The following is a 13356-nucleotide window of genomic DNA, read 5'->3' as shown; positions in this document are numbered from 1 at the left end:
TGGGAAATGCCGCCGCTTATCAGGAAGCGGCCCTAAGCCTGCTTCAGGGGCGGCCGGCGGCGGGCGTCCCTGTTCCATTATTGAACAATTGATGGCAGCGCGGATCGGTAATCTCCTGGCCCGATATTTATGCTATGCTTAGGCGGAGGATAGATGGCGAAGCGGATAGCTCGGCTCTGTCCCATCAAGCTGAATAGAAGTTGGTGCATAGAAAATATGGAGTTATCGAATATCATGTCTTACGTGACGGAGGAGAACCTCAGGAATCTGCTGGAGCAGTTCCGCTCGTTCGGTCCGCTGCCCGGTATTCTGCTGACCTTCATGAAGTCGTTCATTCCCCCGCTGCCGACGATCGTGATTGTCGGCGTCAATGCCGCTGTATACGGGCTGTGGCTCGGGTTCTTCTATTCCTGGCTCGGCATGGTTGCCGGATGCATGGTCACGTTCCTCATCGTCCGTTCCATCGCCGGACATCGTTATTTTCAGCGCTACGCGCAGAAGCCCAAGGTGAAGAAGAGCTTGCTGTGGGTACGGCGCAATGCGTTCAGCTATGTCTTCCTTCTCAGTATTTTTCCGGTAGGCCCGTTCGTCATCATCAATATGGCGGCCGCGATCGCCCGGATGCGCATCCGCTCCTTCTTCATTGCGGTCACGTTCGGCAAGGCGATTATGGTGTTCGCGGTCTCTTATATTGGGCATGATCTCATGCGGTTCGTTCATCATCCGGTTCAGATTATTTATGTCGTCTTGTTCCTTGCCGCTTCGCTATGGGTAAGCAAGAAGATCGAAGCGCGCTTCACCAAGGATCTCCCGCCGGAAGAAGAGCAGGAGCCGCCGGTGCTCGAGCGGAAGGAATCGATAGGGTCATGAGCTCGAAATGCAGCCTTCAGGCTGCATTTTCCTCATCTGGACTAAACCGGGAGGCGTCGGTTACACTATAGGCAGCATGATAGAGAAGGAGAGCGAAGGCTCTCCTTTTTGCGAATGGACATCGCCGATGTCCCAATCATCTCATCTATGGAAGCGCAGATGCCAGTATGGGGAGTGAAGGAATGAGCGCACAGCCGAGTGCAAGCTACGAGGTGACCCAGGTATGTCTTCTCGCGGGGAAAATTATGCTCCAGTGCGGCGGCGAGACGTACCGGGTGGAGGACACGATGAGGCGGATTGCGGCTGCTTATGGATACGAGAACAGTCACAGCTTCGTGACGCCGACCGGCATCATTTTCGCCATCGACGGCTCCGCGACGGCGACACGGCTGTTCCGTATTGAGGAGCGGTCGACCGATCTGAAGAAGGTGACGCTCGTCAACAATATATCGCGCAAGATTAGCGGCGACGGGCTCCCGGCGGCAGAGGCGCTGCGCTTGCTGCAGCGGATCGATAAGGCCCGGCTGGCCTATCCGCTATGGATGCAGATCGCCGCGGCGACGATATCGAGCGGCTGCTTCGCCATTATGTTCCGGGGCGGCTGGCCGGAATTCGTGCCGGCGATGCTGGCGGGCGGCATCGGCTTCTCACTGCTGCTGTATGTGCACGGGCTGGTACGCATCAAGTTTTTCGCCGAGTTCCTGGCATCGATCGCCATCGGGACGGTATCCTATCTATGCGTCGCATATGGGTTGGGGCGCGAATTGGATAAAATCATCATCGGCTCGGTCATGCCGCTCGTGCCCGGACTGCTGATTACGAATGCCGTACGGGATCTGATGGCCGGACATCTCGTCTCCGGCATCTCGAAGGGCGCGGAAGCCTTCCTGACCGCCTTCGCGATCGGAGCCGGCATCGCATGCGTCTTGTCCCTCGGATAATGGAAGGAGGATGGGAATGAGCTTCATCGAACAACTGGCGGTCAGCTTCTTCGCGACGGCTGCCTTCGGCATTCTTTTCAACGTTCCCGGGAAAAATCTCGTGCAGTGCGGCTTCGTCGGCTTAATCGGGTGGCTCGTCTACCTGTCGTGTACGATGGTCGCGATCGATACGATTCCGGCGACCTTGATCGCCTCCTTCGTCGTGACGATGGTGAGCCACGTGTTCGCCAAGAAGTACCGGACCCCGATCATTGTATTCAATGTCTCCGGCATTATCCCGCTTGTCCCCGGCGGCATGGCCTATGACGCGATGCGGCACGCGGTCGGGAATCAATACGACATTGCGGTTCAGCTTGCGGTCAAGGCGGCGATGATCTCGGGGGCGATCGCGATGGGGCTGGTCTTCTCCGAGGTTATCTATCAAGTCATGCGAAGAAAGGCGGCCTAGCCTCGGCCGGCAATCGGCTGCCTGGCTGGCCGCCGGACAGCGATCCGTCCTGCTCCTTGCGGTCAGAGTCAGGAGGTAATGAACCCGCCTCCGTTCACATGCATCGTCTCGCCGGTGACGTAGCGGGAATCGTCGCTTGCCAGGTAGATGTAGGCGGGAGCGAGCTCGAACGGCTGGCCGGCCCGCTTCATTGGCGTATTCGAGCCGAAGACCGCCACCCGATCGGCGGAGAAGCTGGACGGAATGAGCGGCGTCCAGATCGGGCCAGGAGCGACGGCGTTGACGCGGATGCCCTGATCGACCAGCGAGAGGGACAATGAGCGGGTGAAGGATACGACGGCTCCCTTCGTCGATGAATAGTCAATCAAGGTCTTTTCGCCCCGGTAAGCGGTAACTGAGGCGGTATTGATAATCGAGCTGCCCGGCTTCAGATGAGGCAGTGCCGCCTGCGTGACGAAGAAGAAGGAGAAAATATTGGTGCGGAACGTCTGCTCCAGCTGCTCCTCCGTAATATCAAGCAGGCTGTGCTGCGGATACTGCACGCCAATATTGTTCACCAGCACATCGAGCCGTCCGAAGCGGCGCACCGTCTGCTCCACGATATCGCAGCACGCCGCCCTAGTGCGCAGATCAGCCTTCATCGCCAGGACGGGCCCTCCTAACTGTTCGATCCGGGTGCGGGTCTCCTGCGCCTCGACCTCTTCATACAAGTAAGCGAATGCCACCGCCGCGCCTTCCTTGGCGCAAGCAATGGCCACGGCCCGGCCAATGCCGCTGTCTCCGCCCGTAATGAGCACGACCCGATCCCGAAGCTTGCCGCTGCCGGTATAGTGCGGATTCTCCGCGATCGGCCGCGGATACATTACATATTCCAATCCCGGCTGTTGATCTTGATGCTGGGGCGGGAACGTAATCGGCTGCTCCTTGCACTTCGTCATTGTACTGTAATATGGATACATGGGGTAATCATGCATAGCGTTCGGATCCTCCCTCTAGTTATTCGCCTAGAGCATCCTATTCTGGAAGGGGGCGATGGGTCACATAGGCGGCGGATCGCATTGATAAAAAGGGGGGTACAAGGAGTCGATATACGGTCTGTGTTATCTTCGTATGCGGAAGCCACTGAAGCAAGTTGCGACAGGACGACAATTGACAGGAAAGCCAATAAAAAAGATGAAAACCTGCGCCTCATAGTGTCTCGTCTTCCACTGTTACGTTGCCTGCGCCTGAAGAACTTGATTCATGATAGATTCTAATAAGGCGCTATCCCCTCATCTCTGGTCATAGCTAGATCCTCCTTCGGCATGTTGTCTCGACAACCTTATTCCTATACGAGGATCCTTGCTGTGGCTCTTCTTTTGTGCCATTTGCTTTTTACACCATGATATGGATTGAGCTTCTGAACGGAGCTATCTGCTCTGCCAATACTGCAAGAATGCAGCAATTTCATTGGCACGAGTATGCGAACATAGGATTACTGCGAAAATACAGTAATAATCCTGCGGCAAGGCGCAGATAGCGTTCAAAATGGCGAAATGATGCCGTTTTACAGAATTTTCTCGGAATTTAACGTCTTGAGGCTAAAAATGCTGCGCCTGTCAGGCTGTTGAGAAAGAAGTTTTGAGTAGGGAATGGATATTTCTACCGGCCTGAAAACTGCACCATTTTCTAGACACGCCCATCCGGCAGGCGAAATCCGCAAAACTCCACGATTTCTCCAGACACGTCTATTCGGTAAGCGAAATCCTGCATAAATACAGCAATTCGATATGGACGACTTTTCCAGAAAGGGAATCCTGCAAAATTACAGGAATTTCCCCGGTTTCGCTTCGGCTTGAAGCAAAAGGGCCTAAAATGATGTAGATTTGCAGCAATTCCTCGGGATGTGGACTCATTAAGCCGAAATTCCTGTAAAATAGCAGCAATTTCCTCCGCACGTCCAAGCCCCAGGAGGCAACGATGCTTCCAGCAGGCCGATAATGCTTCCTGAAGGCGATGACGCCCCCAGCATCCGACGCGGTCGCTTGGATCCCGTAAAATCAGGCTATTGAGTAGTCTATTGGACTTTTTACCTGTGATGGATCTCTTCACCCGGTAGAAAAAATCGATTTAAAAACGCTCTGATAGCCAAGTTTGGATGAGGAAAATGGACCATCTCCACCCCTTCGCAAAAAAACAGGGGTTTTCCAACAGCCTGGCCTGTGCAGCAATTTCCTGCCGTACCCGCTTGCCCTGACCTAACGGTCCTGCCTTCCCCGGCCCCGCCCTGCCTAAGAAAAAGACTGTCGACAGGACTTTGCCGACAGTCTGAAATACGCCTGCTCCATGATAGGAACAGGCGTTATTCGCAAGTGAATATTTCCGATTATTGATAACCCCAGATCATCGTGAACAGCGTACCGAAGACGGTCACCAGCCCGACGAACAGCGCATAGACGAGGTTCGTCATGTTGGACGACTTCGTCGTCTTGTCTTCCGTAGCGTGCATGAATAAGAATAGCTGCACAGATGCCTGGATTGCTGCACAGACGAGCAGGATGGTCATTCCCATGGCGAACGACATATCCCAGAAGATGACGGCCAGCGCGACGACAGAAAGGATGAGAGAGAAGACATATCCCATCACATGACGAATCGGGAACAGTTGTTTCATGTCACATCAATCCTTTCAAGTAGACAAAGCTGAAGATGAAGATCCAGACGACGTCAAGGAAATGCCAGTACAGCGAGAAGATGAACGACTTGTTCGATGTATCCAGCGTGAAGCCTTCGCGTGAAATCTGAATCATAATCCCCGCTCCCCACAGCAGACCCAGCGTGACGTGTGCGCCGTGCGTGCCCAGCAGCACGAACAAGCTGGACAGGAAGGCGCTCGTCTGCAGGGTTGCGCCTTCATGGACATACGTCACGAACTCGGCAATCTCGACGCCCAGGAAGCCAAGGCCGAGCAGCAGAGTGATGCCGAAGAAGACGAGCGACGGCTTCTTCAATCCAAGACGCATGCTGTGAATCGCGAGACCGCAGGTGAAGCTGCTGGTCAGAAGCAGGAACGTCTCGATCAGGACGCCCTTCAGTTCAAAAATATCCGTACCCGTCGGGCCGCTGCCCGTACGGTTCCACAATGTCAGATAGACAGCAAAGAGAGTGGAGAAGAGGACAATCTCTGCCCCCAGGAACAACCAGAATCCGAAAATACGGTTGCTGTTCTCCTCCGAGCGATATTCAAGCGGCAGCGTATTGTCTAATTTCATGCTTGTTCACCCCGCAATCGTTGTTCCGTCTCCTGAATCGTCTTCACTGGGATGTGATGGCCGTGATCGCGCTCGAAGGAGCGGACCGCGAGCATAATCAGCACACCCAGGCCGGCGATAATGGACGGAATCCACCAGCTGAAGATGAGGAAGAAGCCCAGGAAGAAGAAGATGACGCCCAGAACGAACGGTTGCCCGCTGTTATTCGGCATATGGATCTCTTCGATTTTTCCTTCATACAACGGCTGTTTGTCTTTTTTCCAGAACCAGAACGCGTCCATGCTCTTCACATTCGGGATGACGGCGAAGTTGTACTCCGGCACCGGACTGTGCGTGCTCCATTCCAGGGTGCGCGCATCCCAAGGGTCGCCGGTCTTGTCTCTTGGCGCATACCGGGCGCTCCAGTAAATGTTGTACACGAGAATCGCGAAGCCGATAGCCAGACCGAAGGAGCCGATCGTGGCGATCAGGTTCAGCGGACCGAAGCCGGTCTCGGCCGAGTACGTGTACATCCGGCGCGTCATACCGTTCAATCCGAGGAAGAACAGCGGCAAGAACGTGACGTTGAAGCAGATCGCGATGAACCAGAAGCTGATTTTGCCCAGACGCTCGTTCAGACGGAAGCCGAAAACTTTCGGGAACCAGTAGTACATGCCGGCAATGACCGCGAACACCGTGCCCGGAATCAGCACATAGTGGAAGTGCGCGACCAGGAACATCGTATTATGGTATTGATAGTCGGCGCTCGCCATCGCGAGCATGACGCCCGTTACCCCTCCGATGGTGAAGATCGGAATGAAGGCGAGGGCATACATCATCGGTGTAGTGAACTGTATCTTCCCTTTTTGCATCGTGAAGAGCCAGTTGAATATTTTGACGCCGGTCGGCACGGCAATCGCCATCGTCGTGACGGAGAAGAAGCCGTTGACCATGGCCCCGTGACCCATCGTATAGAAGTGGTGCGCCCATACGACGAAGGACAGGAGCGAGATGGCAACCATACTGAATACCATCGATTTATAGCCGTACAAATTTTTGCGCGAGAATGTCGAGATAATCTCACTGTAAATCCCGAACGCAGGCAGGACGACGATATAGACCTCCGGATGGCCCCATACCCAGAACAGGTTGGCCCAGAGCATATCCATGCCGCCATTGGCCATCGTGAAGAATTGCGCCCCGAACATCCGGTCGAACATCATCAAGGCGAGCGCTACCGTCAGAACCGGGAACGCGAACAGGATGATGACGCAAGTGATGAGAACCGACCACGTGAACATCGGCATGCGCATCAGCGTCATGCCAGGCGCGCGCATTTTGAGAATCGTCACGATGAAGTTGACCCCGGTCATCAAGGTACCGATACCGGCAATCTGCAGCGCGATCGAGTAGAAGTTCATGCCGACGGTCGGACTGAACTCCACGCTCGCGAGCGGGAAGTAAGCGGTCCAGCCGGCGTCCGGCGAACCCCCGATAACGAACGAAATGTTGAATAGCATCGCCCCGGAGAAGAACAGCCAGAAGCTGACTGCATTCAAGCGAGGAAATGCGACGTCGCGGGCCCCGATCTGGAGCGGGATAACGACGTTCATTAAGCCGATAATGAACGGCATCGCCATGAACAGAATCATGATGACCCCGTGTGTCGTAAAGATTTCGTTATAGTGCTGCGCATTCAGGATCTTCATATCCGGACCTGCGAGCTGCGTACGCATCAGCAGGGCATCGACGCCTCCGCGGAACAGCATGAGGAGCGCGGCGATAATATACATGACACCGATGCGCTTATGATCGACGGTCGTCAGCCATTCACGCCACAGGTACCCCCATTTTTTGAAATAGGTTAACCCGATGAGGATGGCAAGCGACACGATGACAATACTGGCCATCGCGCCGTAGATCATCGGTTCTCCGGTAACGAAAAATTCGTCCCATTTCATACAGATTTGACTCCTTTCTCTGCGAATCTAGTTGCCATGCTGAGAGTGCTCCGTCTGCTCATGATCCGGCTCTGAACCGTTCATCGCACCGTGATCCATATCCGAATGATTCGAATTCGAATGATCGGTATCCGAATGATCCGTTCCAGTATGGTTCATGCCGGAGTGTTCCGAGTCTGATTCCGGAGCGGTCGCATCGTCCGATCCGTGATGATGGCCTGCATGCTCGCCTTCAGGCGCAGGCTTGAAGTCCAGATGGGTTGACGAGTAGCTTTTGCGTCCGACATGCTCCGTCGCGAGCAAGGTATCGAACTCTCCGCTCGTCAGTTCCGGCGCGGTGGTTTTCACTTCGTTCACCCATTTGTCGAAGGCGTCCGGCGACATTGCCAATGCCTCGAAATCCATGTGAGCGAAGCCTTCGCCCGAGAAGTTGGAGTTCTTGCCCATGAAGGATCCCTCATGTTCGGCGACGAGCCGCAGCTTGGTCACCATGTCGCTCATGGCGTACTTCTGGCCGCCGAGCTGCGGAATCCAGAAGCTTGTAATCGGCCCGTACGAATAGAGCCGGAATTCGACTGGCCGGTTCGTCGGAATGTTGACGTAGTTGACCGTCTCGACGCCTTCCTCCGGATAGCTGAAATGCCATTTCCAGTTCGAGGAGGAAGCATAGACGATAAGCGGCTTCTGATCCTCATAACCCGCCGGCGTTGTCTCAACGGCATTGGTCGATCGAACCGTAACGACCGACAGAACGATGACGATAATGACTGGAATCAGCGTCCACGTAATTTCCAGCCATGTGCTTCCCTCCATATGAGGCGGCTCATAACCCGGCGCAGCCTTCGACGCCCGGTACTTGGTCAGCATGTAGATGTACAGGATATAGACGACCAGCAGTACACCCGCCATAATAAACATGGAGAAGATGATCGTGTCCGATTGGGTCTTGGCCACCGGACCTTTTGGATCCAGCACGAGCAGTGATGAATCACATCCGGTCAGCAGGATGATAAGAGATAGGAAAAGAAAAGATAGCGACCATCTCTTTTTCACAAAAATACCCCTTTCTATGTGTGATTAACTTCGCTGAAATATGTCGGGATAATGATTTCACAGTCTATGTTAGTAAGAAGGGAGTAGAAAAACAAAGCATATAGAAAACCATATATGACATTAACTACCATACAATTGGGCGTGAAAACCAAAAAAATAAATGATTATTTCTGATATGTGACAAAAATCACGGATATTCGGCCGAAATCGGCCGTTTTGATTTTTGTACACATTTATGGGCGGAAAGGCCGAGTTCTCAATATTGTCACATTAGAGACGGGATGGAAAGCATGGTTTTTACCTTGTTAGGCCTCGCTTTAGCTGGTAATTATTTGTACAATAGAGCTATGGCATTATCGGGCGGGCCTTGTTGTATCCGTGTTTTTCGGCTTCATTCACGAGTGGACCGAACTCACGGTGGACGGTTCCTCATGCGAAATCCGCTGTCATAAAATCGTAACATCCGATTAAGGAAAACTCTCTTCTCGTTGTACAATTGTCTTCTTGTCGTACACAAAAATAGCTTCATGCGATAAGCGATCTTGCTTAAGCTCTCGTTTGCTGCCGAAAGGTAAGTATTGGAACTTAAAGGATGCCCGGCTTAGCAACGGGAGGACCCATAATTGGAGGAATGGAGCTGAGATCATGACGAAGATAACCACGGAACTGTGCACAACTTTGAATATTGCGTATCCTATCGTGCAAGCCGGCATGGCGGGCGGACCGACGACCGTGGACCTCGTTGCGAGCGTATCCGAGGCAGGCGCCCTCGGAACGCTGGGCGCGGCTTATATGGAGCCGGACGATATCCGGGCGGCGATTCGGCTCATACGCCAACGGACCGCCAAGCCCTTCGCGGTCAATCTGTTCGCAGCCGACATGACGGACGATGCGAGCCGCATCGCCGAGGTGAACGAAGTGCTGCGCGGTATCCGTTCCGAGCTCGGACTCGGAGAGCCGGCCGCGGAGCTGCATACGCCCGATCGGTTCGAGCAGCAGATGCAGGTGCTGATCGAGGAGAACGTGCCTGTTATCAGCACCGCATTCGGCATTCTGCCTGCCCGGTTCATGGAGGAAGTGAAGCGGCGGGGGATTCGGGTCACGACGATGGTGACGACAGTCCGCGAAGCGGTGGAAGCGGAACGGGCAGGCAGCGACGTCATCGTGGCTCAGGGCAGCGACGCCGGCGGGCATCGCGGCACGTTCGACGTCGGCGTGCACCCGAACGGAGCCAATATCGGCACCTTCTCTCTCGTGCCTCAGATTGCCGATCAGGTTCGGGTCCCGGTCGTCGCGGCGGGCGGTGTCATGGACGGGCGCGGTCTGGTGGCGGCCTTGGCCTTGGGAGCGAGCGGAGTTCAGCTCGGAACGAGGTTCCTCACCGCCGCCGAGTCGGGGGCCCATCCGGCCTATAAGCAAGCGCTGCTGGACAGCACGGAGGAGAGCACCGTCATTACGCGGGTATTCTCGGGACGGCCGGCACGGGGGATCAGCAATGCGTTTATTCGCCGGTTCGATGAGAGCGGGGTAGAGCCGCTGCCGTTTCCGACGCAGAACTCGGCAACGAATGAGATTCGGAAGGCCGCGGCAGCACGGAATCAAGCGGGCTACATGTCGCTGTGGGCCGGTCAAGCTACGCGGCTGCTGACGGACGGCGATCCGGCTTCCCGCATTGTGATGGAGATCATGGAAGAGGCGCAGCGGCTGTTAAGCCGACTTCCGGTGCTGAATCAAGATTAAAACAGACGACGTACCAGGAAGGAGATAGCGATGTATCATCTGATAGTCGAGATATAACGCGGCTGTCCAATCCGTGCCCCTCCTCCCGGAAGAAGACTCTGATCATTCAGACTTCTATCTCGGGGAGGATTCATTATGGGACGACGGACAATGCCCTTATGGAGGGCACTAATGGATGGCGGACATGTTCACAACCGCGCACAGGCAGAGAGTCTGATTCTTGCGGGGAGCGTCTTCGTGAACGGGCAGCAAGCGGCTTATGCGGGTGAACCGGTGAAAGTGGATGCCCGGATTGCCGTCAAAGGGAGCGAGAGGAAATACGTCGGGAAGGGCGGCCTGAAGCTGGAGGGCGCGCTGCGGCATTTCCAGATCGACGTAACGGGCCGGATTGCGCTGGATGCCGGCGCTTCCACGGGCGGATTTACGGATTGCCTTCTCCAGCATGGGGCGGCGCAAGTATATGCCGTTGACGTTGGCTACGGCCAGTTGGCGGGGCGCTTGCGGCAGGATCCGCGTGTCATCTGCATGGAGAAAATGAATATCGGAGAGCTCGCTTCGAATATGCTGCAGCCGAAGCCGTCTATTGCTACGCTTGATCTGTCCTACTTATCTCTGAAGCAGGCGATTCCGCTTGCAGGAGCCCTGCTGGAGCCGGACGGCCAACTGCTCTGTCTCGTCAAGCCGCTATTCGAAGCGATCGATCCGCGGATGCGGCGAACCGGCGTCATTACGTCGCCGGACGTGTATCGGGACATATTAACAGACCTCGTGCAAAGTGTAAGGGAGCTCGGGTACGCCCCTTCCGGCGTGACGCATAGCCCGGTAACAGGGAACCGGGGCACGCTCGAGTTCTTCCTCCATCTATTCCTTCGCGGGAACGAAGGAATGAGGCCTCTGGATGAGGATATCGATCAGGCGGTGAAGGCCGCTCTGGCCGTTGAGAAATATCGCAAATAAAGCAGAAACAGAGGCAGCCCCATAGGGAGTGCACAAGGATGCGGGGTAGAACGGAGCAACAGGAAAAATTGAGGCGGGATGACAGCGGCGGGAAAAGCGGAGAAAGAGGGAAGAAACTGGATATCATGCGTTAATGCAGGCTGTTGGAAAACCCTGTTTTTATCATGGGGTGGAGATGTCCCTTTATACAATCAAAACTTGACACTCAGAATTTTTTCTACGGAGAGACGAGCTCTACTCTACAAAAAATGAAGTGGGGAAATGTTCCTATAGGCTTCTCAATGGCCTTATTTTACGGATCCAAGAGACCGCGTCGGATCCTGGGGGCATCATCGCCTCCAGGAGGTATCATCGCCTCGTTGCCTTCAGGAGGCATCGTTGCCTCTCGGGGCTTGAACGTGTGGAGGGAATTGCTGCTATTTTACAGGAATTTCGGCTCAATGAGTCCACATCCCAAGGAATTGCTGCAAATCTGCATCATTTTAGGCCCTTTTGCTTCAAGTCGGAGTGAAACGGGTGAAATTCCTGCAGTTTTGCAGGATTCCCATTCTGGTAAAGTCGTCCATATCGAATTGCTGTATTTACGCAGGATTTCGCTTACCGAACAGGCGTGTCTGGAGAAATCGTGCAGTTTTGCGGATTTCGCTACCGGATAGACGTGTCTAGGGAAATGGTGCAGTTTTCAGGCTGTTGGAAAACCCCTGTTTTTACGAAGGGGGGGAGATTATCCATTTTCCTGCTCAAAACTCGGCACCCATAGCGTTTTAAATTGATTTTTTCTATTGAGAGGCGAGATCTACCACATAAAAAATGAAGTGCCACAAGATCCCTTGGACTTTCTCAACAGCCTGGTTAATGCAGGAATTTACCCTAGTTGCTCCGATAGCTGATGAGATTCCTGCAAAAGTGCATCATTTCCGCCCATTCTTCCTTTCAATTCTGTTGCAGAGGCTGACATTCAGAGTTTTGCAGGAATCGTGGTAACGGAATAAGCGTCTTACAGAAAAACTGCAGTTTTACAGTATTTCAGAGTCGAGTTTTGAGAATAAGGAGGGGCTGTCTCATAATAAGCTAATTTCAGCTTATGGGACAGCCCCTTCGTATTATTAGGTTATCCGAATTTGGTCATGCTAGACAAATTGTCGCGATGACGGGCGGAACCAAGTTTTGAGCTCTGGAAAGTTCACAGCTTCTCCTGCAAAGATTCCAGCTCATGCGCGTAAGGAATCGACGAGATGGCTCCCTTGCGCTGCACGACCAGTGCCGAGAAGGAATTGGCGAACCGGACGATGTCCTGCATATGGCGGACATCCTGCCATTGGGCGAGATCGAGGCGGCTGCACAAGGCGCCGATGAACGAATCGCCGGCGGCCGTCGTGTCGACCGCGGTTACGCGCTTCGCCGGCACATGCGCGGCTCCATCCGCATGGCAGATGAGCGCCCCTTGTTCGCCCAGCGTGACGATGACGTAACGGATGCCGTACCCGAGCAGCCGGTCCGCCGCCTGGCGAATGGCATCGTCGCTGGACGGCTCCACTCCCGTGATGATCTGCATCTCGGACTCATTCGGCACCAGAATGTCGGTCGCCCGGAGCAGCTCCTCCGGAATGACTTTGGCCGGAGCCGGATTAAGAACCGTCACTTTGCCTTGCTGCTTGGCATAGACGAACGCTTGGGTCACCGCCGGAATCGGAATTTCGAATTGGGCGATGACGATATCCGCCTTATCGATGGCCGAGTAAGCCCGCTCTATATCTTCCTCGCGGATGCTCATATTGGCGCCTGGCGTGACGATAATGGCATTTTTCCCGTCCTCTTGAATCAGGATCGTCGCTTCTCCGGAATGCACCTTCGGATCGACATCGATATGCGAGGTGTCGATTTGCTCCTCCTTCAGCACCGCTAGAAGCTGATCGCCGGCTTTATCTTCACCGACTTTGCCGATGAAGGCGACCTTCGCGCCCAAGCGGGCAGCGGATACGGCTTGGTTGCAGCCTTTGCCTCCGGCGCTGGAAGAGGTGCTGATCCCGTGCACCGTCTCCCCCACCATCGGCAGTCTTGCGAGCAGATGGCTTGTATCTCTATTCAAGCTGCCCACGACACATATATGGTTCATTTTCTTACACTCCCTCCTACCTGGAGAAGATCCCTGGAGG

13 protein-coding genes are annotated in these 13356 nt (G+C 54.5%); 6 read left to right on the top strand and 7 right to left on the bottom strand.

Features of this window, described 5'->3' with window-relative positions; genetic code table 11:
* The first annotated feature begins 216 nt into the window (after positions 1 to 216).
* The 3 genes from NNL35_RS01985 (at position 217) to NNL35_RS01975 (ending at position 2259) form a co-directional block, all read left to right on the top strand.
* Positions 217 to 870 carry a TVP38/TMEM64 family protein gene (locus NNL35_RS01985; RefSeq protein WP_006678329.1) on the top strand — a complete coding sequence of 218 codons (654 nt, stop codon included), beginning with the start codon at positions 217 to 219 and terminating at the stop codon, positions 868 to 870.
* Positions 871 to 1052: 182 nt separating this feature from the next.
* On the top strand, positions 1053 to 1811 hold the full coding sequence (locus tag NNL35_RS01980; RefSeq protein ID WP_006678328.1) for a threonine/serine exporter family protein: 759 nt from the start codon (positions 1053 to 1055) through the stop codon (positions 1809 to 1811).
* Between the two features lie 16 nt (positions 1812 to 1827).
* Positions 1828 to 2259 carry a threonine/serine exporter family protein gene (locus NNL35_RS01975; protein WP_006678327.1) on the top strand — a complete coding sequence of 144 codons (432 nt, stop codon included), beginning with the start codon at positions 1828 to 1830 and terminating at the stop codon, positions 2257 to 2259.
* 68 nt (positions 2260 to 2327) lie between these two features.
* Here the strand turns inward: NNL35_RS01975 and NNL35_RS01970 are convergent, their stop codons facing one another.
* The 6 genes from NNL35_RS01970 to qoxA all read right to left on the bottom strand — a co-directional run bounded on the left by NNL35_RS01970 (position 2328) and on the right by qoxA (position 8503).
* Complete coding sequence (locus NNL35_RS01970; RefSeq protein ID WP_254552886.1) at positions 2328 to 3233, bottom strand: SDR family oxidoreductase; 906 nt, start codon at positions 3231 to 3233, stop codon at positions 2328 to 2330.
* Between the two features lie 753 nt (positions 3234 to 3986).
* A complete protein-coding gene (locus NNL35_RS01965) occupies positions 3987 to 4154 on the bottom strand; it encodes a hypothetical protein (protein WP_254552884.1) in 168 nt (55 codons plus the stop codon).
* 470 nt (positions 4155 to 4624) lie between these two features.
* On the bottom strand, positions 4625 to 4912 hold the full coding sequence (qoxD, locus tag NNL35_RS01960; RefSeq protein WP_006679562.1) for a cytochrome aa3 quinol oxidase subunit IV: 288 nt from the start codon (positions 4910 to 4912) through the stop codon (positions 4625 to 4627).
* Between the two features lies 1 nt (position 4913).
* The gene (gene qoxC / locus NNL35_RS01955) at positions 4914 to 5510 is read right to left on the bottom strand and encodes a cytochrome aa3 quinol oxidase subunit III (RefSeq protein ID WP_006679561.1); all 597 of its coding nucleotides are present in this window, start codon (positions 5508 to 5510) and stop codon (positions 4914 to 4916) included.
* A complete protein-coding gene (qoxB, locus tag NNL35_RS01950; protein WP_006679560.1) occupies positions 5507 to 7450 on the bottom strand; it encodes a cytochrome aa3 quinol oxidase subunit I in 1944 nt (647 codons plus the stop codon). The genes qoxC and qoxB overlap by 4 nt, the downstream gene beginning before the upstream one ends.
* 27 nt (positions 7451 to 7477) lie before the next feature.
* The gene (gene qoxA, locus NNL35_RS01945) at positions 7478 to 8503 is read right to left on the bottom strand and encodes a cytochrome aa3 quinol oxidase subunit II (RefSeq protein ID WP_040734230.1); all 1026 of its coding nucleotides are present in this window, start codon (positions 8501 to 8503) and stop codon (positions 7478 to 7480) included.
* A gap of 645 nt (positions 8504 to 9148) precedes the next feature.
* Here qoxA and NNL35_RS01940 point away from each other — a divergent pair.
* The 3 genes from NNL35_RS01940 (at position 9149) to NNL35_RS01930 (ending at position 11856) form a co-directional block, all read left to right on the top strand.
* The gene (locus tag NNL35_RS01940; RefSeq protein WP_006679558.1) at positions 9149 to 10243 is read left to right on the top strand and encodes an NAD(P)H-dependent flavin oxidoreductase; all 1095 of its coding nucleotides are present in this window, start codon (positions 9149 to 9151) and stop codon (positions 10241 to 10243) included.
* 171 nt (positions 10244 to 10414) lie between these two features.
* Positions 10415 to 11200, top strand: coding sequence for a TlyA family RNA methyltransferase (locus NNL35_RS01935; protein ID WP_006679557.1), 786 nt, complete (start codon positions 10415 to 10417; stop codon positions 11198 to 11200).
* Positions 11201 to 11640: 440 nt separating this feature from the next.
* The gene (locus tag NNL35_RS01930; protein ID WP_254552882.1) at positions 11641 to 11856 is read left to right on the top strand and encodes a hypothetical protein; all 216 of its coding nucleotides are present in this window, start codon (positions 11641 to 11643) and stop codon (positions 11854 to 11856) included.
* A gap of 527 nt (positions 11857 to 12383) precedes the next feature.
* On the opposite strand, the gene rbsK is transcribed toward NNL35_RS01930, so the two are convergent.
* Positions 12384 to 13316 (bottom strand): ribokinase, encoded by a 933-nt coding sequence (gene rbsK / locus NNL35_RS01925; protein WP_006679986.1) that lies wholly within the window; start codon positions 13314 to 13316, stop codon positions 12384 to 12386.
* Positions 13317 to 13356: the final 40 nt, after the last annotated feature.

Origin of the sequence: Paenibacillus dendritiformis, assembly GCF_945605565.1 — a bacterium.
Lineage (GTDB): Bacteria > Bacillota > Bacilli > Paenibacillales > Paenibacillaceae > Paenibacillus_B > Paenibacillus_B dendritiformis_A.
The sequence above is the reverse complement of the archived record's forward strand: the minus strand, read 5'-3'. Positions and strand labels throughout refer to the sequence as shown.